This window comes from Rickettsia endosymbiont of Ixodes scapularis, from assembly GCF_000160735.1.
Classification (GTDB): Bacteria; Pseudomonadota; Alphaproteobacteria; order Rickettsiales; family Rickettsiaceae; genus Rickettsia; species Rickettsia tamurae.
In genome coordinates this window covers 462006-479675 of record NZ_CM000770.1, presented here as the reverse complement: position 1 = coordinate 479675, position 17670 = coordinate 462006, and the positions used below count along the sequence as shown (strand labels likewise).

Sequence of the window (17670 nt, the reverse complement as noted above, 5' to 3'; positions counted from 1 at the left end):
TTTGCTGATAATTCATGATGATAACGGGGAAAGAACTTGGTTTACATATGAAAGATCATTCCGCCCCTCTAGTCGAATTATTACAAAAACATATTTCGCTTAATTTATCAAGAGCAAAATGTTTAGGATTATTTATCATTTCAATGCTTAACAGCAGGACAGTAAACATGTCATTGTTATGCAATAGAATGCCGTCTGGGATTAAAGCAGCTTCATGGTATAGAAGGATGCAAAGATTTATCTCTGAAATCTCAATATCATGGAGAGTATTACCTGTTATGTTAGTCATGATGACTGGGTTTGAGCAGGAGCAAAAATGGGTATTGTGTTTAGATAGAACGAATTGGAAATTTGCTTACTACATGACAATTTTTCATTTTATCATCTTTGGATATTGGAATATCAAGGACAACAGCTGTATCCAACGTACTAATTGAGTAGAAATATTATACAAGATATTAACCAATGTATCTAATCCAACACGAAATATACTATTTTGCCTATAACCATGTTTTTTAATAACTATTGGTTTATCTAAAACTATAATCTCTCCAGTTTGATAAGCTAGGCAAAATGCAATAGACAATATTTGCATCAATGTATCTAATCGTAAATCATTAGTAATATGAGTTGCTTCACAGTTGAATCCTGCTGATTTAAAAGCTTTGAACATTGTTTCAATTTGCCATCTTTGAGCATATATCTCAGCAGGATTTTTGATCTCATCACTATGTATTAAGACTGCAAGTTCACTCTTCTTATTTCTGATCCCTACTACATTAAATATTTCACCTTTTGTACCAATTCTACGTTGTGACAAACTCACATGCGATCCTATGGCTAGAGGGCGAAATAACTCTTGTATTTTAACCATTTTTCCCCTTGCATTACTGATATATTGTCCATTTTCTCTAACTCGAAAAACGTATCTTATTTGATTTGTTCTAAGCCAAGAGAGCCATTCCTTACCTATAAATTCTCTATCAGCGGTTAATGCTTCAATGCGGTTTTTGTCAAAAACTTCTAAAAAACACTCCATCAGATCAATACGCTCAATATAATCAGAGTTACCACACTTTTTATCACTTAGAAAATTCCAAAAAGGGGGATCGCTATACCATGAAAACTGACAGCTAAATATAAAATATTTATATGTCGTTTACCAAATTTCCAATTCGTTCTATCTAAACACAATACCCATTTTTGCTCCTGCTCAAACCCAGTCATCATGACTAACATAACAGGTAATACTCTCCATGATATTGAGATTTCAGAGATAAATCTTTGCATCCTTCTATACCATGAAGCTGCTTTAATCCCAGACGGCATTCTATTGCATAACAATGACATGTTTACTGTCCTGCTGTTAAGCATTGAAATGATAAATAATCCTAAACATTTTGCTCTTGATAAATTAAGCGAAATATGTTTTTGTAATAATTCGACTAGAGGGGCGGAATGATCTTTCATATGTAAACCAAGTTCTTTCCCCGTTATCATCATGAATTATCAGCAAAATTCAATCCTTTAGTCCTTACATCTCTAAAAATTGTCATGTAGTAAGGGGGATACTATTAATGATTTTAATAAACACGTCTTCGGGTACTGCTCCTACCATTTCGGTTGCAATATACCCTGGAGCTATACAGTTAACGGTGATATTTTTAGAAGCAGTTTCACGAGCAAGGACCTTAGTAAAGCCGATAATTCTGGCTTTAGCAGCAGAGTAATTAGTCTGCCCAACCTGCCCTGCTTGAGCATTAATTGAACTGATATTTACTATACGACCGTAATCTTGGTTTCGCATCTGCTCCATTACACTACTAGACATATTAAAGCAAGAATTGAGATTAACGTTAATCACATTATTCCAATCTTGATGACTCATTCTATGTAGCATTTTATCTTTGGTAATACCGGCATTGTTAACAAGAATACTTACCGGTTTTTTAAATTCCTCTTCAATTTCCTTTACTGCTTGCTCGCATTCTTCAAAATCTGCAACATTCCAGCGTTTGGTTTTTATACCGTATTTTTCTTCCATTTCTTTAGCAGCGTCGTAATTGCTGAAAAAATTAGCAACTACAGTAAGACCCTTATTTTTTAATTCTAGAGCGGTAGCTTTACCTATTCCTCTAGTACCGCCTGTTACAATTGCAAGTTCTGACATTATTTCTCCATACCTATATTTTGACTTTTATTAAATTTAACCGGTGGGGTTATACTTGGTTTAAGCTGTGACACCGATTTAGTTACTACCGGTTTAACAACTTTCCTATCACTGTGTATTACGATAGATTCTTTAGGATGATTTTTTTCATATTCTGAATCTATCTTTTTATCCATCTTTTTTTGTCTTCAATTTTATTAATTTTAGCAGTTAATTCCATTATATCAGCAAGTGCTTCTTTTCTACTTTTTGGAATGGTTCTTTTATTTTCTTTTTTAGTGCCGTAACAACCTATTGTTGCACCGCCTGCATAAATACCACCTGCTTGCTGAGCAATATGACCGTTTTTAAGTAATTGTTTATCGATGTCTGTTATTTTTATACCGGTATATTTTGAGACTGCTTGAGATATTTTATTATGTTCATTAAACCCTTCTCTATCTTTACCGCTAGCACACATTGTTAATATTTCTTCCTGAGGTAAATTTATTAAACTAGTGCCTTTATTTTCTTGTTTATTTTGTCTTATTTTTTCTGTTAAATTACTTAAGACATCTGATATATTTAGATTAATATTTTCTTTATCAAAAGATATAAAAGGAAGTTTTGTCTCGAAAGATACTCTAAAAGGAACATCTGCTTGCTCAATATTTTTTCTTAATTTGATGGCTTTTTTTAATATTTCTTTTTCCTTATCCGTTAAATTTGCATGAAGAGTAACACCGTCTTCAGTCCATTCTTGGGCTTGGCGTGCATTTAAGTCGGTAATTTTTTGTCTAGAATCTATATCATCCGAAATCGAGGCTAATGTACCTGCATGTTTAGATGTAAGCAATGTTTCAAAATTTTTACCGTCTTTGTCAGTTATTGCACCAATTTTCTCAAAGGCATTTTTCATGCCAACAATTTGTTGTAACTGGGTTGGATAACATGCCTACCGTTTTGAATTGTATCAGCGTACTGATCAACAAGCTTTTTCTCCCATTCAGGCATTACATTATACCAGTTTTTACCGTCTCTATTTTGATATTCTTGCTTTTGTTCTTCTGTCAAGCCTTTAAAAGCTACTTCCGCTTCAACTACAATATGCTCTTTTCCCTCATCATTGATGACTTTTGACAAAGTTACTATATTACAATGCTCATCATTGAAATTTTGAAAATCTTTAGCAACATTTAATTTTTATGAGCATTTTTAATACCATTTTTTCCTGGCAATTCAGCAACATTATCAATCTCAAATTGCATATTTTTTGAGATATTTTTTTGTGATTTTTCCATATTCAAAGCATTAAAACTATTAATAAATTTTACTGCTTCTTTATTTAATTTCAGCACAAGCTCAGGTTTATTTTCGCCCTTTGCTATTGTCTATCGCTCCTCTGATAGCATTTAAATATTGCATTTCAAAAGCTTCAGTGCCTAAAACAATTTTTTCATTAGGATTGTTACGACTGTCACGTATTAATATTGGAGTTTTATCATTTTTTCCTTCAATTTTAGTAAGCTTTATACCGGTTTTCTCATGACGTAAAATTTCTAAATCCTGTAATGCCTCGGTAAAGCTGCCTTTTTCAACAGTTTCTTCAATTTTAGCTCTATTTATTTCTAAAGGAATGCCTACTCCTGGTGTAGTTAAAAATTCTTTTGTATGATTTAACAAAAACTCCTTATCGTTATCAAATTGTTTTTTTAATGATGAAAGCATTATAAAATTCTATATGTAGTTGTTCATCTCTTGTTATTTTAATGTCCCCCTTCGGGGATAAGAAATCCCTCGCCTTCAGGCGAAGGGAAGATATAATGAAATTGCTTTAGCAATGAATTTATATCAAGAAACATGAGAAGTTATAGAAAGAATAGTCATAGTCAGTATGATTTAAAAGTACATCTTATATGGATACCAAAATATAGGAAGAGAGTATTGATAGGCAAAGTAGCGGAAAGGGCTAGAGATTTACTAAGGCAGATTTGTATGGAACATGAAGTATATATAATTTCAGGGAAAATATCATGTGATCACGTGCATATGTTTATCTCATATAAATCACAAATATCTCTTAGCAAGTTAGTACAGTATTTAAAAGGTAGTAGCTCAAGAATTTTATTGCAAGAATTTGCTCATTTAAGAAAACAATTTTGGGGCAATCATTTGTGGGCTAGGGGCTATATGGCGGTCAGTTCAGGTAATATAACTGATGAAATGATACAGCACTATATTGATGAACAGGAAGGTGAACCTGTGAATGATGATCGATTTCTAATCGATTCCACTTTATAACCCCTCAGCTTATAGCTGAGGGTTCTTTAGTTAAAAATTATTATATTAAAATTTAACTTTATTAATTAAAATGTGTTATTTATATGAATATCGATAAATTTACTGCACATGCTAAATCAGCGATAGCTAGTAGTCAATCGTTTGTTGCTAAAAACGATCATCAGCAAATATTACCTTTGCATTTATTATCTAGTCTTTTAAGTGAAGAAACAGATATAATTCAAACCCTTATAATAATACCGGCGGTAATATAACCTTATTAAAAGATCAAGTTCAGCTAGAACTAAATAAAATCCCAAAAGTTCAGGTTGAGGGAGGGGGACAAGTTTATTCTTCTGCTGAAGCTCTTAAAGTTTTAGAAAAAGCGAGTAGCATTGCTAAAGACAGCGGGGATAGTTTTGTAATCATAGAGCGTATATTTGAAGCATTAACTTATGATAATACTATAGCCGGTAAAATTTTAACGAATAATGGAATTAATAGTAAAAAATTAGCAGCAACTATTTTACAGCTTCGTAAAGGCAAAAAAGCAGATACCGAATCGGCAGAAAATAGTTACGATGCTCTAAAGAAATACGGCAGAGACGTAACAGAGCTTGCCGAAAGCGGTAAGCTTGACCCGATAATCGGGCGTGATGAAGAAATAAGAAGAACCGTACAGGTACTATCACGCCGTATGGAAAACAATCCTGTATTGATCGGCGAACCCGGAGTCGGTAAAACTGCTATAATAGAGGGACTTGCACAACGCATATTTAGTAAGGATGTACCTGAGTCGCTTATGAACTGCCGTATTATTGAGCTTGATATGGGAGCATTAATAGCGGGGGCTAAATATCGAGGTGAATTTGAGGAGCGTCTTAAAGCAGTGCTTAGCGAAATCAAAGAATCAAGCGGTGAAATTATTTTATTTATCGATGAATTGCATCTATTAGTCGGTACGGGAAAAACCGACGGTGCTATGGATGCCTCGAATTTGCTAAAGCCGATGCTTGCTCGTGGTGAGCTGCACTGTATCGGTGCTACTACTCTAGATGAATATCGTAAATATATCGAGAAAGATGCAGCACTTGCTCGTCGTTTTCAGCCTGTTTACGTGAGTGAGCCGACGGTTGAGGATACTATATCAATACTTAGAGGAATTAAAGAAAAATATGAGCTACATCATGTAGTGCGAATTTCCGATAGTGCAATAGTTGCAGCAGCGACGTTATCAAACCGTTATATTACCGATCGTTATTTACCTGAAAAGCTATTGATTTTATTGATGAAGCTTGTAGCCGTATGAAAATAGAGCTATCAAGTAAACCCGAAGAGCTTGATGAGCTGGACTATTCAGATAAAAATAGAGCTTGCAGCACTTAAAAAAGAAAATAACGAGCATTCTAAAAAGAAAATAGAGCATTTAACTACAGAATTAACGTGAGTTTCGTATTAAGATGCCTAAATTATGGTTAATGAATATGCTATAATCCTTATCCTTTCAAGGTTTGTAAGAGGTGTGACAAGTTTTACAATTTAATAGTTATAGTCAAAAAAGACAATTTACTAAAAATTTATGCAGTTTTAAGTACATTTAATAACAAAAACAATATTACTAATATCCTCGTAACCCAGTTACTATCAGCTATTCAGTTCCTCTATTAATACGAAACTCGCGTTACTAAAGAAGAAATAGAGCATTTTTTAGTAAATTTATTTGGCAAACTCGATAAAGCCGGATTCTTCAAGGCTCCCGACAAAAAACCTGCTATGCAACAAAATATCACTAATATATTTATAGTCTCTCTTCCCCTGAAGTCCAAACACTGCAAGGTATCATAAAATCGTTAAACCTAAAGATTTAATAATTTCAGCTACTCTTTCTGCTTCATTTAAGGGTTTGTAGCTATATTCTTCTAGAGCAATAACCGACTTATCAAAAATTCTTGCTATCTTCTGTTCTACTAACTGCTTTATAAAAATCTTATGCTTTGAAGAATTAAAGTTTGGTGGGCATAATATATAAAGAGGTTTACCGCTTGAAGCTGCTTCACTGCACATTGAGATTGAGTCGGCCGTAGAGATTATATATTTTGCTTTGGCGAGCATAGCTATATAAGGATTATAGCCTGCGTCTTCGTTCGGGTCATAAATAATTGTGGAAGACGGCATATTATTTTTAATAATTGATTTTACAGTTTGTGGTGTACGTCTACTAAAACTAATGAGAAAGGGTATTTGTTGATTAGTATATATTTTATTTAATAATGAAGAAAATAAAACTGCTTCATCTTCATTGAAATTAAATTTTTTATTATTCCCGCCGATTATCACTGCAATAAACTGTTTAAGATTAGGATAATATTTTTGCAGTTCTAGATTCGCAGCAGCAAACTTATCGGTTATGTTGTTGATGGCTCCATTGATGGGGATGATTGTCATTCCGCGACTTGATCGCGGAATCCAGTTTTCTTTAATTTTTTTTTGGATACCGTGGTCAAGCCACGGTATGACATTTTGGCTATTATTTAAATCATGATAAGGCAGAATAACGGCATCAAATGCATCATAAGGTAAAGAGGGCTGCATTATTTGTATTAACTTGATATCTTTAAATTTCTTTTTTAAATAAAATGCTAGTACTGCCGTTCTTCTTCCGGCGGTAATTATCATATCAGGTAAAGGTTTTGCCATAATTACTAGCAATAGCTCACTTTTTATATGAATAGGATAATATTTTAGTAAAAAGTTCGGTAGCTTAGCTAAGCAATTATATTCAAGCTTAATTGTGGTATATTTTTCTGTTAATTTTTCAGCAAGTGCAATAGCCTGATGGGTGTTGCCTGTTATATCATCTGCCAATACGTGTATTTTCATCGTAAATACTTCTCTAAAGGTAATGTTAATAAGTTTGTTAGAGGCAGTGATTTATCGCAAGCATCGGTTATTTGCGGTGTGATCGGGATTTGAGCGATTAGTGGTATATTATATTTTTGCGATAAATACCCGCCGCTATTATTTTTAAGCATATAGCTCATATTCTCAATTATTCCCAAAATAGGTAAATTTAGTTTTTGATATAAATCTATAGAACGTATTACGTCTATTTCTGATATTTTTTGCGGCGTAGTTACGATTATTACGCCGTCTAAATGATAATTTTCTAACATACTTAAATGAATATCACCTGTCCCCGGCGGCATATCGATAATTAGATAATCTAAATTATCCCATTTTGTTACCGATAATAGTTGATAGATAGTTTTGCTCGCCATAGGACCACGCCAAATAATTGCCGAGTGGTCTTTAACGAAGAAGCCTATAGACATAATTTCGATGCTTTGAGCAAGTACCGGTATTATTCGTCCATCTTTCGTTTTCGGTACTTCGTTAATGCCGAATATATGCGGAATTGACGGACCGTAAATATCCGCATCTACTATTCCGACTCGGTAATTTTCTAGACTTAACTGCTGAGCAATAAGAGCTGATATTGTAGATTTTCCGACTCCGCCTTTGCCTGACGCTACTAAGATAATTTTTTTTACGTTTCCTATAAAATGTTTTGGTTTTTGAACTTTTTTCTCCATCGGTTTACTTTCGGTGAAAACAATTGTTATTTTATTTACTTCCGAAATCTCGTTAAGTTTATTAATTGCCTTAAGTCTAATTTCCTCGGCTTCTAACTTGTTTTTACCTGATATATCTATGGAGAAACCGATATTATTCCCCTTAATTATAATATCCGATATAACTTCATTTAAAAAAGTACCGTCTTTAAAGGTAATATTCTGAATTTTATCTATAATTTGTCTTTGGTGTAAATTCGCCATAATTAAATTTCCTTTTTAAAGCTGTTTAAGTTCGTAACTTGACGTTATATACTATAATATATATAATCACTTAAATATCCTCATACTTTTTGTAAAATTCTACTTCTAGAGGTAATTTGTACGTCAATCCGGTACTCACATCCTCACGTACTTTTTTGTACGCTGCGGTGCTGCGTTTCGTGTTTCCTTCAAATTCCTCTCTATAAGCGAATTTTACAAGAAGTATTTTAAAATAATATAAAACAACAAAGCAAATGCTTAATAAAAAATATATCTCGATTTTAAAGAAATCCCCATGGAAAGATTTTGATTCTAATAAAGAAGATAACATATTCACAAGACCGCGTAAAAATCAATTTAATTTTGATAAATTTTTCCAGTTTAATTTCAATGCTAAAACAATAATTTTAGCTGTTGTTGCGATGGTTGCTTTATGGTTTGTTTCGGGTATTTATGAAATAAAAGAAGGTGAAGAAGCAGCAGTAATAAGGTTTGGGCGTTTTGTGCGTAAGGGTTACCCCGGGCTTAATTATCATTTACCGGCTCCTTTTGAAAAGATAATAGTTGAGAAAGTGAAGCAATCACGCCGGATTGAGATTGGTTATCGTACAAATAGCTCTCTGCATAGCGGTGGCGATAATACTAAAAATATTGCCGGTGAAAGTATAATGCTTACCGGTGATGAAAATATCGTTGCTTTAAATTGTGACGTAATGTGGCATATTAATAATCTTGAAGATTTTATTTTTAATGTACAAAGACCTAAAGAAACAGTAAAAGCAACAGTAGAAAGTGCCGTTAGGGAAGTAATAGGCAATACTCCTATTTCTTGGGTATTATCCGATAGAAAGCAAGAAATTACTTATAAAATAGAAAAATTAGCCCAGAAGATACTGGATAGTTACAATGCTGGTGTGATGATTGAGAAAGTACAATTATTAAAAGCCGAGCCGCCTGCCGAAGTAATAGACGCTTATAGAGACGTGCAAACTTCAAAAGCAGATAAAGAGAAAGAAATAAATCAAGCTCAAGCCTATAATAATAAGATTTTACCGGAAGCCAGAGGAGCAGCTGCAAAGATTATACAAGAAGCAGAAGGTTATAGAGAAGAAGTTATATCAAAAGCAGAAGGTTATAGCCAAAGATTTAATGCTATTTATAAACAATATGCTACAGGTAGGCAAGTAACTAGAGATAGATTATATTTAGAAGTAGTCGAAGAGATATTAGGCGGTTCAAATAAAACGATTATTAATAATGCACTACTGCCGCACATGGCCATAAAACCGTAGGGTACTATGTCAGTATAACAGCATAGAATACAAAAAAACAACAAGGAATATTAAATGCAACACAAGATTTATTATATAATTTTTACAATTGTTTTTGGGCTGATACTGATTTCTAGCTCCTTATTTTCAGTTGACCAACGCCAATCTGCTGTAGTATTCCAGTTTGGTGAGGCAGTTAGAACTATAGAAAATCCAGGGCTAAATATTAAAATCCCGTTTATTCAAAATGTTGAATTTTTTGATAAGCGTCTTTTAGATGTTGAGGTTGAGGCAAAAGAATTAACGGCTGCTGACGGTAAGCGAGTTATTGTTGATGCTTACGCCAAATTTCAAATTAATAATCCCGTAATGTTTTATAAAACGGTACATGATTATCAAGGCGTAAAAATTAGGTTAACTCGTAATCTTGAATCGTCAATGCGTAAGGTGATAGGTAAAATCTCGCTAAGTAGCCTTTTAAGTCAGGAACGTATTAACGTAATGTTAAATATCTTAAATCAAGTGGACGGAGAAGCTAAAAGCTTTGGTATTGACGTTGTAGATGTTAGAATTTTAAGAGCAGACTTACCGAAAGAAAATAGTGCGGCTATTTATCGTCGTATGCAAACGGCACGTGAAAAGGAAGCAACCCAAATTAGAGCGGAAGGGCAAGAAGAAAGCGTGCGTATTCGTTCAAAAGCAGATAAAGAAAGTAAAATAATACTTGCTAAAGCTTATCGAGATGCACAAATTATTAAAGGTGACGGCGATGAGAAAGCGGCAAAAATATATAATTCTGCTTATTCAGTCGACCCGGAATTTTATAAATTTTATAGATCACTTTTAGTATATAAAAATTCTTTAAAGAAAGAGGATACTAATTTTGTAATTTCACCGGATGCTGAAGTTTTAAAATATCTAAATCTAACTAAGTAGTATACTCGTTTAATTTGAAAAATTGGCTACGTTGTTTTATATTTTTTGATCCTTACGTAGGATTAACTACGCTGCGGTCAAAAAGTATAAAACGCCTTGCTCTTTTCCAAATTAAACGAGTATACTACTTTTTATTTACTTGGAGTATATGGTTAATCTGAAAATAGTTCTTGTTATAATAGTTTTAATATCAAGTAACGTTGTTCTAGCAAAAGAAAATAATAAGTATTTAAAAGTAGCAGATCAAGAAGAGAATGAGTTTACGGAAATAAATTCTGCTCCTTTAAAAGTAAGTGAAGCCGCCCGTTATAGCTTTGCCGATATAGTTGAACCGTTAATTCCTGCAGTCGTTAATATTTCAACAATAGAATATGTTAATAGTAAATCGGAAAATGCCGAGAAAGATCCTCTGCAAGAAAAAAAACCTTTAGATTTCATTAATGATTTTTTAGAAAAGCTTAATATACCGCTGAATTTAGAAGAGGTCGATCAAACTCCTAAAAGCGTTCCGCTTGGTTCAGGATTTATTATTGAACCTAACGGCTTAATAGTGACAAACTATCATGTAATTGCAAATGTTGAGAAAATTAATATAAAACTTGCAGATAATACCGAATTATCGGCTAAATTAATAGGTAGCGATACTAAAACCGATTTAGCTCTCTTAAAAATAGATAGCGAGGAACCTCTACCTTCTGTTGAGTTTGGAGATTCAAATGATGCAAGAGTAGGAGATTGGGTTATTGCAATCGGTAATCCGTTCGGTAATCTAGGAGGTACTGTGACAAGCGGTATTATATCCTCTAAAGGGCGGGATATCGATATAGATACGGACAATATAGTCGATAATTTTATTCAAACGGATGCTGCAATTAATAACGGTAATTCCGGTGGTCCTATGTTTAATTTGGATCAGAAAGTAATTGGCGTAAATACGGCAATTTTTTCACCGCTCGGTACTAATATAGGTATCGGTTTTGCAATACCGTCAAATACTGCCAAGCCTATAATCGAACGTCTTAAGAAAGATGGAAAAGTAAGTAGAGGACGCCTTGGAGTAACAATACAAGATTTAACCGAAGAAATTTCTGAAGGGCTAGGACTTAAAGATACTAGGGGGGTGTTAGTAGCTAAAGTACAAGAAGACGGTCCAGGTGATAAAGCAGGAATTAAAACAGGTGATATAATAATAGACTTTGCAGATATACCGGTTAAAAATACTAAAAAATTACGTGTAATTATTGCAGATGCTCCTATTGATCAGGAAGTAAAAGTAAAAATACTTCGCGATAAAAAAGAGCTTGAATTACCTATTAAAATTACTTCGGATAATGAAGAGGTTACCAAAAGAAGAAACCAATAAGGAAAAAATAACAAACAAAGAAGTAAATAATATTACTTTTAGTAATTTGACTGAAGAACTAAGACAAAAATATACTATTCCTCAAGATAAAATGGGAATAGTTATAACCAATATTAATCAGGAAAGCATAGACGATATAAGTAAGCTAGAAGAATTATATGAAAATGCTAAAATCAGATAAGCAAAATATTTTGCTCTTGATTGAAAGGGGTGATACAAGTGTGTTCGTGCCGTTATCGGTGCTGTGATTAAATGTCATACCGTGGCTTGACCACGGTATGACACCTAAATAATTATGAATGAAAAAATAGCAATTTTAAGTGCATATAGTTTTGTTAATATAGAAGAGCCGGCGAATTTAATACCAAAGCTTTTGCTTATCGGTAAAAAATATGTTAGAGGTACTATTTTATTAGCTAATGAAGGTTTTAACGGTTCTTTTTCAGGTTCATATAAAAATGTAAATCTTGTACTTGAAGAACTAATAAAGCTAACCGGCCCCAAAGATGTTAACGTTAAAATAAATTATAGTGATGTTCATCCTTTTCAGAAGCTGAAAGTAAGGCTTAAGAAAGAGATTGTAGCGATGAATGTTGAAGATTTGAATGTTGATTTGTTTAAAGGCGAATATATAGAGCCGAAAGATTGGGATGAATTTATCACAAAACAAGATGTTATAGTAATAGATACTCGTAATGATTATGAAGTAGAGGTCGGTACATTTAAATCAGCAATTAATCCTAATACCAAAACATTTAAACAATTTCCTGCTTGGGTTCAGCAGAATCAAGAATTGCTCAAAGGTAAGAAAATTGCTATGGTTTGTACAGGTGGTATTAGGTGTGAAAAATCCACCAGCTTACTTAAAAGCATAGGTTATGATGAAGTATATCATCTAAAAGGCGGTATATTGCAGTATTTAGAAGATACACAAAACAAGAATAATTTATGGCAAGGTGAATGTTTCGTCTTTGATGATAGGAGAGCAGTAGCAGATGATTTATCACCCGCAGACATTGGTTGCAGACGAAGTTTAATTTGAAAAATTGGCTACGTTGTTTTATATTTTTTGATCTTCACGTAGGATTAACACGCTGCAGTCAAAAAGTATAAAACGCCTTGCTCTTTTCCAAATTAAACTTCGTCTGCCTTCATCTAATTTTTTATTATATTAAATAGCTATGACTAAAACCAAACAAGAAATTTATAATAAGCGTCCAACTTCGCCGCATTTAACTATATATAAGCCGCAAATAAGTTCTACTTTGTCGATTTTGCATCGTATGACCGGTGTAGCTCTATTTTTTGCAGTATCGATTTTGGCATGGTGGTTGATCCTTAGTAAATATGACAATAATTATTTACAACTTGCTAATTGCTGCATTATAAAAATATGCTTAGTAGCTGCTAGTTACGCTTGGTTTTATCATTTATGTAACGGCATTAGGCATTTATTTTGGGATATTGGTTACGGTTTTTCTATAAAAGCAGTTAATATCACCGGTTGGTGTGTAGTTGTATGTTCTATATTATTAACTATGTTGCTATGGGTATAAAAATATAAATAGTCTTCGGTGTAATACCGCGACTTGATCGCGGTATCCAAAAAATAACTTAATAAAATGAAAGAATATTATGTTTATATACTTTAATAAATGTAACGGTACTCTATATAGGCGTTACTTCAGATATTATAAAACGTATTTGGCAACATAAGCAGAAGATAAGAAAAGGTTTTACTACAAAATACGATATAGATAAACTAGTTTATTTTGAACAATTTAATGATGTTAATCTTGCAATTGGACGTGAAAAACGTCTAAAGGAATACAAGAGGAAATGGAAGCTAGATTTAATTAACTCTAGTAATCCAAGTTGGCATGATTTATATGAAGATTTTTTAAAATAAATTATGCTTTAGTAGTAATAAGTTTTTTTGGATACCGCGATCAAGTCGCGGTATAACACCTTAACGAAAAAAATATGTTTAGAGAAAATTAATGGTATATGATTTTAAAGCAAAAATTGTAAAAGCAAAAAATAGCGGTTCTGCTAAAAGTGGTTCTCATCATTGGTTATTGCAAAGAGCAACGGGGATTATATTAGCTTTATGTTCTATATGGTTAATATATTTTACGTTAACCAACAAAAATAATGACATAAATATTATTATGTGGGAGCTTAAAAAGCCTTTTAACGTAATAGCATTGTTAATTACGGTGGCTATTTCGTTATATCATGCAATGCTTGGTATGCGTGTAGTGATTGAGGATTATGTAAGTTATCACAAATTACGTAATACATTGATTATAATAGTGCAATTATTTTGCATTGTGACTATTGCAGCTTTTGTAGTAGCGATGTTTTATAGGGGATAAAAAATTGTCATACCGCGGCTTGACCGCGGTATCCAGAAAACAATTTATAGCATTATTGTGTATTGAATTACTAGACCCCGTGATCAAGCCACGGGGTGACAGTGGTAGACAATTCACGTATCAAAATAGTAAAAAATTAATTTAATGACCAAAGCATATAATATCATTCATCATAAATTTGACGTAGTAGTTGTAGGTGCGGGCGGAGCAGGTCTTCGTTCTGCATTCGGTATGGCTAAAGAAGGGCTAAATACCGCCTGTATAACTAAGCTATTTCCAACCCGTAGTCATACTGTGGCTGCTCAGGGCGGAATTAGTGCGGCTCTTGGGAATATGGGCGAAGATGATTGGCGTTGGCATATGTATGATACGGTAAAAGGTTCTGATTGGTTAGGCGATCAGGATGCCATCGAGTATATGTGCAAAAACGCTCCCGATGCGATTTTAGAGCTTGAGCATTGCGGTGTACCTTTTTCAAGAACCGAAGAAGGAAAAATTTATCAGCGTCCTTTTGGCGGTATGACTACGGAGTACGGTAAAGGAAAAGCAGCTCAGCGTACATGTGCTGCGGCAGATCGTACGGGGCATGCCATACTTCATACTTTATATCAACAGTCACTAAAACATAAAGTGCAGTTTTTTGTTGAGTATTTTGCTATTGATTTATTGATGGAAGATGGTGAATGTAGAGGTGTAGTTGCGTGGAATTTAGATGATGGTAGTCTGTATTGTTTTAGAGCTCATAATGTAGTGCTTGCAACGGGCGGATATGGGCGTGCTTATTTTTCGGCGACGTCTGCTCACACTTGTACGGGTGATGGGGGCGGTATGGCGATTAGAGCCGGTCTTCCACTGCAAGATATGGAGTTTGTACAGTTCCATCCGACCGGTATATATTCGGCGGGCTGCCTTATTACCGAGGGAGCAAGAGGTGAAGGGGGATATCTCGTTAATGCAAACGGAGAGCGTTTTATGGAGCGTTACGCTCCTGCTGCAAAGGATTTAGCTTCAAGAGATGTTGTTTCAAGAGCAATGACCATCGAGATTCGTGAAGGGCGAGGAGTCGGCAAGCATAAAGATCATGTATTTTTGCATTTAAATCATTTATCGCCTGAAATTTTACATAGCCGTTTGCCCGGTATCTCTGAAACGGCTAAAATTTTTGCCGGTGTGGATGTTACTAAGGAGCCGATACCGGTACTTCCTACGGTACATTATAATATGGGCGGGATACCGACTAATTACCACGGTCAAGTCATAATCAAAGACGGTACGAATCATAATAACGTAGTAAAGGGACTCATGGCAATCGGTGAAGCGGCTTGCGTATCGGTACACGGTGCTAATAGGTTAGGGTCAAATTCTTTGCTTGATTTAGTAGTGTTCGGTAGAAGCTCTGCATTAAAAGCGGCAGATCTTATTAAGCCTGCGAGTCCTCATAGGCCTTTAAAAGAAGAAAGCCTTGAAAAGGTTATTAATAGATTCGATAAAATACGTCACGCTAACGGTAATATTTTAGTTGCAGATTTAAGGCTTAAAATGCAAAGAACTATGCAAAGCCATGCTTCGGTATTTAGAACTCAAGAGGTGCTAGATGAAGGAGCAGGAATGATTAGCGAAATAAGAAGCGGCTATAAAGATATAAAAATTAACGATAAATCTTTGATTTGGAATAGTGATTTAGTCGAAGCATTAGAACTAGATAATCTACTTGATCAAGCTTTGGTTACGGTATATTCAGCAGCTGCAAGAAAAGAAAGCAGAGGAGCTCATGCACGTGAAGATTATCCTGATCGTAATGATGGAGATTGGATGAAACATACTCTTAGCTCTATCGATGAAGCGGGTAAAGTAGTTCTTGATTATAAACCTGTAACATTAACCACTTTAACCGATGAAATCAGTGCAATTCCACCGGCAAAAAGAGTGTATTAATTAATGTTCTTATGTCATTCCTGCGAAAGCAGGAATCTAGAAACCTTTAATGTTATCCCGCGATTAAATCATGGGATCCAAAAATCCTTATTTTTCTAGATACCGCGGTCAAGCCGCGATATGACAAGAAAAAATATATATTAAAAATGTTTGAGTATTTAACAAAATTCTATCCAAAAATCCTTTTTATTGTAGAGGGAACTTTGGTAACTTTAAAATATAGCGTTATTGCCGTTATATTCGGTTTAGTAATAGGGATGCTGCTCGCTATTTGTAAGGTAAATAAAAATCGTGCTTTAAGGTTTTTTGCAAATTTCTATACTTCTATTTTCAGAGGTACTCCTTTATTAATTCAATTAAGTATTATTTATTTTGCATCGCCGTATATAATAGTGGTTAAATTTAGCGTGTTTACGGCAGGTGCTATTTCTTTTTCTCTTAATTCGGGAGCGTATGTTTCCGAAGTAATCAGGGCGGGGATTAATGCGGTTGATAAAGGGCAGTTTGAAGCGGCTGAAGCTCTTGCTATTCCAAAGTTTTTAATAATGAAAGATATAATCCTGCCGCAAGCAGTTAAAAATATTTTTCCGTCATTAGTAAATGAGCTTGTAAATTTGATTAAAGAATCAGCCATTATTTCTATGCTTGGAGAAATGGATTTAATGCGTAGAGCACAAATTGTATCAATTGAAACATATAATTATTTTTTTCCAATGCTTATTGCTGCGTGCTGTTATTATATTTTAGTGATGTTAATCAGCTTTATAGCAAAAATAATTGAGAAAAAAATGATTGTTAATTAAAACATACTTGCTTTTATGGAAAAAGTAATTATAATTTAAATTTAGTGTAATTAAATTCTTATAATTTGTATTTAGAAATGATTTAAAATAAAGGGTGGAAGTATTTTTCCACCCTTTAATTATCGTATATATAAGTTTTTTTTGGAGTATTTTTTTAATGCCGACATATAATCAATTAGTACGTTTTGGGAGAAAGTCAAAAACTCGTAAGACCAAATCTCCTGCCTTAGAATCTAATCCTTTTAAAAGCGGTGTTTGCCTAGTTGTAAAAACCGTTACCCCTAAAAAGCCTAACTCTGCACTTCGTAAGATCGCAACGGTACGTTTAAGTAATAAAAGAACCGTAAATGCATATATTCCTGGTGAAAAGCATAGTGTAAAGGAGCATGATAGGGTATTAGTAAGAGGCGGTCAGGTTCCTGATCTTCCGGGGGTGAAATATCATATCGTACTCGGTGCTTATGATATTGCCGGAGTTAAAGGACGTAAGCAAGGTCGTTCACGTTACGGTGCTCCTTGTAAACAAGTTGCAGTTACAAAAAAATAAATTATTAGTTAGAGAGAAAAAATAAAATGTCACGTCGTCACGCCGCGGAAAAGCGAGTAATTTTACCTGATATGAAATATAACAGTATTTTACTGTCAAGATTTATCAATAATATTATGAAAGAAGGGAAGAAAGCCCTTGCAGAGAAAATTGTTTATTCAGCCTTTAATAA

Annotated in this window: 20 protein-coding genes and 6 pseudogenes; 15 read left to right on the top strand and 11 right to left on the bottom strand. The window is 33.9% G+C overall.

The genetic code is table 11. The features are described 5' to 3' along the window. Window positions 1–14: 14 nt before the first annotated feature. Complete coding sequence (locus REIS_RS12185) at window positions 15–437, top strand: hypothetical protein (protein WP_008579489.1); 423 nt, start codon at window positions 15–17, stop codon at window positions 435–437. Here REIS_RS12185 and REIS_RS12180 read toward each other — a convergent pair. The 8 genes and pseudogenes from REIS_RS12180 to REIS_RS02410 form a co-directional block, all read right to left on the bottom strand. Beyond that, window positions 374–1048 (bottom strand): transposase, encoded by a 675-nt coding sequence (locus REIS_RS12180; RefSeq protein ID WP_241760940.1) that lies wholly within the window; start codon window positions 1046–1048, stop codon window positions 374–376. The two genes, REIS_RS12185 and REIS_RS12180, sit on opposite strands and share 64 nt — an antisense overlap. Window positions 1049–1086: 38 nt before the next feature. After that, window positions 1087–1503, bottom strand: a complete 417-nt coding sequence (locus REIS_RS12175) for a hypothetical protein (protein WP_008579269.1) — start codon at window positions 1501–1503, stop codon at window positions 1087–1089. Window positions 1504–1564: 61 nt separating this feature from the next. Further along, window positions 1565–2170 (bottom strand): annotated as a pseudogene (locus REIS_RS02430) (3-oxoacyl-ACP reductase); the annotation flags it as partial. Beyond that, window positions 2170–2346, bottom strand: coding sequence for a hypothetical protein (locus tag REIS_RS14025; RefSeq protein ID WP_008579672.1), 177 nt, complete (start codon window positions 2344–2346; stop codon window positions 2170–2172). The pseudogene REIS_RS02430 and the gene REIS_RS14025, both read right to left, overlap by 1 nt. Beyond that, entirely contained in the window at window positions 2331–3068 is a 738-nt protein-coding gene (locus REIS_RS15450; RefSeq protein ID WP_008579671.1) for a hypothetical protein, read from the bottom strand. Before REIS_RS15450 ends, REIS_RS14025 begins: the two co-directional genes overlap by 16 nt. After that, window positions 3065–3292 (bottom strand): hypothetical protein, encoded by a 228-nt coding sequence (locus tag REIS_RS02415; protein WP_233466304.1) that lies wholly within the window; start codon window positions 3290–3292, stop codon window positions 3065–3067. Before REIS_RS02415 ends, REIS_RS15450 begins: the two co-directional genes overlap by 4 nt. A 53-nt stretch (window positions 3293–3345) precedes the next feature. Further along, window positions 3346–3507: a hypothetical protein gene (locus REIS_RS15445; RefSeq protein ID WP_233466303.1), complete on the bottom strand. Its 162-nt coding sequence runs from the start codon at window positions 3505–3507 to the stop codon at window positions 3346–3348. 10 nt (window positions 3508–3517) lie between these two features. Then, window positions 3518–3877 carry a hypothetical protein gene (locus REIS_RS02410; protein ID WP_233466302.1) on the bottom strand — a complete coding sequence of 120 codons (360 nt, stop codon included), beginning with the start codon at window positions 3875–3877 and terminating at the stop codon, window positions 3518–3520. 132 nt (window positions 3878–4009) lie between these two features. Here REIS_RS02410 and tnpA point away from each other — a divergent pair, with 132 nt between their 5' ends. From tnpA to REIS_RS12170, 3 genes and pseudogenes are all read left to right on the top strand, one after another. After that, window positions 4010–4450, top strand: coding sequence for an IS200/IS605 family transposase (gene tnpA / locus REIS_RS02405; protein ID WP_008579210.1), 441 nt, complete (start codon window positions 4010–4012; stop codon window positions 4448–4450). Between the two features lie 83 nt (window positions 4451–4533). Then, window positions 4534–5870: pseudogene (locus REIS_RS02400) on the top strand (AAA family ATPase); the annotation flags it as partial. Between the two features lie 242 nt (window positions 5871–6112). Beyond that, window positions 6113–6297 (top strand): annotated as a pseudogene (locus tag REIS_RS12170) (RNA methyltransferase); the annotation flags it as partial. Here the strand turns inward: REIS_RS12170 and REIS_RS17730 are convergent. The 3 genes and pseudogenes from REIS_RS17730 to REIS_RS15440 all read right to left on the bottom strand — a co-directional run. After that, window positions 6269–7309, bottom strand: coding sequence for a mitochondrial fission ELM1 family protein (locus tag REIS_RS17730; RefSeq protein WP_008579670.1), 1041 nt, complete (start codon window positions 7307–7309; stop codon window positions 6269–6271). The pseudogene REIS_RS12170 and the gene REIS_RS17730 overlap by 29 nt on opposite strands. Further along, window positions 7306–8265 carry an Mrp/NBP35 family ATP-binding protein gene (locus tag REIS_RS02390; protein WP_008579669.1) on the bottom strand — a complete coding sequence of 320 codons (960 nt, stop codon included), beginning with the start codon at window positions 8263–8265 and terminating at the stop codon, window positions 7306–7308. Before REIS_RS02390 ends, REIS_RS17730 begins: the two co-directional genes overlap by 4 nt. 79 nt (window positions 8266–8344) lie before the next feature. After that, a pseudogene (locus REIS_RS15440) lies at window positions 8345–8485 on the bottom strand (palindromic element RPE1 domain-containing protein); the annotation flags it as partial. A gap of 34 nt (window positions 8486–8519) precedes the next feature. On the opposite strand from REIS_RS15440, the gene hflK reads away from it, so the two are divergent. The 11 genes and pseudogenes from hflK to REIS_RS12150 all read left to right on the top strand — a co-directional run. Next, the gene (hflK, locus tag REIS_RS02385; RefSeq protein ID WP_008579667.1) at window positions 8520–9557 is read left to right on the top strand and encodes an FtsH protease activity modulator HflK; all 1038 of its coding nucleotides are present in this window, start codon (window positions 8520–8522) and stop codon (window positions 9555–9557) included. A 54-nt stretch (window positions 9558–9611) separates the two neighbouring features. Beyond that, window positions 9612–10472 (top strand): protease modulator HflC, encoded by an 861-nt coding sequence (gene hflC, locus REIS_RS02380; RefSeq protein WP_008579665.1) that lies wholly within the window; start codon window positions 9612–9614, stop codon window positions 10470–10472. Window positions 10473–10620: 148 nt separating this feature from the next. Next, window positions 10621–12083: pseudogene (locus REIS_RS02375) on the top strand (Do family serine endopeptidase). 47 nt (window positions 12084–12130) lie between these two features. Then, the gene (locus REIS_RS02370; RefSeq protein ID WP_008579664.1) at window positions 12131–12877 is read left to right on the top strand and encodes a rhodanese domain-containing protein; all 747 of its coding nucleotides are present in this window, start codon (window positions 12131–12133) and stop codon (window positions 12875–12877) included. Window positions 12878–13016: 139 nt separating this feature from the next. Next, window positions 13017–13391 (top strand): succinate dehydrogenase, cytochrome b556 subunit, encoded by a 375-nt coding sequence (gene sdhC / locus REIS_RS02365; RefSeq protein WP_008579663.1) that lies wholly within the window; start codon window positions 13017–13019, stop codon window positions 13389–13391. 74 nt (window positions 13392–13465) lie between these two features. After that, window positions 13466–13744, top strand: coding sequence for a GIY-YIG nuclease family protein (locus REIS_RS12160; protein ID WP_152540719.1), 279 nt, complete (start codon window positions 13466–13468; stop codon window positions 13742–13744). 91 nt (window positions 13745–13835) lie between these two features. After that, complete coding sequence (gene sdhD, locus REIS_RS02360; RefSeq protein ID WP_008579662.1) at window positions 13836–14213, top strand: succinate dehydrogenase, hydrophobic membrane anchor protein; 378 nt, start codon at window positions 13836–13838, stop codon at window positions 14211–14213. 144 nt (window positions 14214–14357) lie between these two features. Then, entirely contained in the window at window positions 14358–16148 is a 1791-nt protein-coding gene (gene sdhA / locus REIS_RS02355) for a succinate dehydrogenase flavoprotein subunit (RefSeq protein WP_008579661.1), read from the top strand. A 146-nt stretch (window positions 16149–16294) separates the two neighbouring features. Further along, window positions 16295–16951 (top strand): amino acid ABC transporter permease, encoded by a 657-nt coding sequence (locus REIS_RS02350; protein ID WP_008579660.1) that lies wholly within the window; start codon window positions 16295–16297, stop codon window positions 16949–16951. Between the two features lie 157 nt (window positions 16952–17108). Next, a complete protein-coding gene (gene rpsL / locus REIS_RS02345) occupies window positions 17109–17498 on the top strand; it encodes a 30S ribosomal protein S12 (protein ID WP_008579659.1) in 390 nt (129 codons plus the stop codon). Between the two features lie 26 nt (window positions 17499–17524). Further along, window positions 17525–17670, top strand: a pseudogene (locus tag REIS_RS12150) (30S ribosomal protein S7); the annotation flags it as partial.

Coding starts and splice junctions, on each gene's coding strand:
- REIS_RS12185 (WP_008579489.1), top strand. CDS start 15: ATGATGATAACGGGGAAAGAACTTGGTTTACATATGAAAGATCATTCC.
- REIS_RS12175 (WP_008579269.1), bottom strand. CDS start 1,503: ATGATGATAACGGGGAAAGAACTTGGTTTACATATGAAAGATCATTCC.
- REIS_RS14025 (WP_008579672.1), bottom strand. CDS start 2,346: ATGGATAAAAAGATAGATTCAGAATATGAAAAAAATCATCCTAAAGAA.
- REIS_RS15450 (WP_008579671.1), bottom strand. CDS start 3,068: ATGAAAAATGCCTTTGAGAAAATTGGTGCAATAACTGACAAAGACGGT.
- REIS_RS02410 (WP_233466302.1), bottom strand. CDS start 3,877: ATGCTTTCATCATTAAAAAAACAATTTGATAACGATAAGGAGTTTTTG.
- tnpA (WP_008579210.1), top strand. CDS start 4,010: ATGAGAAGTTATAGAAAGAATAGTCATAGTCAGTATGATTTAAAAGTA.
- REIS_RS17730 (WP_008579670.1), bottom strand. CDS start 7,309: ATGAAAATACACGTATTGGCAGATGATATAACAGGCAACACCCATCAG.
- REIS_RS02390 (WP_008579669.1), bottom strand. CDS start 8,265: ATGGCGAATTTACACCAAAGACAAATTATAGATAAAATTCAGAATATT.
- hflK (WP_008579667.1), top strand. CDS start 8,520: ATGCTTAATAAAAAATATATCTCGATTTTAAAGAAATCCCCATGGAAA.
- hflC (WP_008579665.1), top strand. CDS start 9,612: ATGCAACACAAGATTTATTATATAATTTTTACAATTGTTTTTGGGCTG.
- REIS_RS02370 (WP_008579664.1), top strand. CDS start 12,131: ATGAATGAAAAAATAGCAATTTTAAGTGCATATAGTTTTGTTAATATA.
- sdhC (WP_008579663.1), top strand. CDS start 13,017: ATGACTAAAACCAAACAAGAAATTTATAATAAGCGTCCAACTTCGCCG.
- sdhD (WP_008579662.1), top strand. CDS start 13,836: ATGGTATATGATTTTAAAGCAAAAATTGTAAAAGCAAAAAATAGCGGT.
- sdhA (WP_008579661.1), top strand. CDS start 14,358: ATGACCAAAGCATATAATATCATTCATCATAAATTTGACGTAGTAGTT.
- REIS_RS02350 (WP_008579660.1), top strand. CDS start 16,295: ATGTTTGAGTATTTAACAAAATTCTATCCAAAAATCCTTTTTATTGTA.
- rpsL (WP_008579659.1), top strand. CDS start 17,109: ATGCCGACATATAATCAATTAGTACGTTTTGGGAGAAAGTCAAAAACT.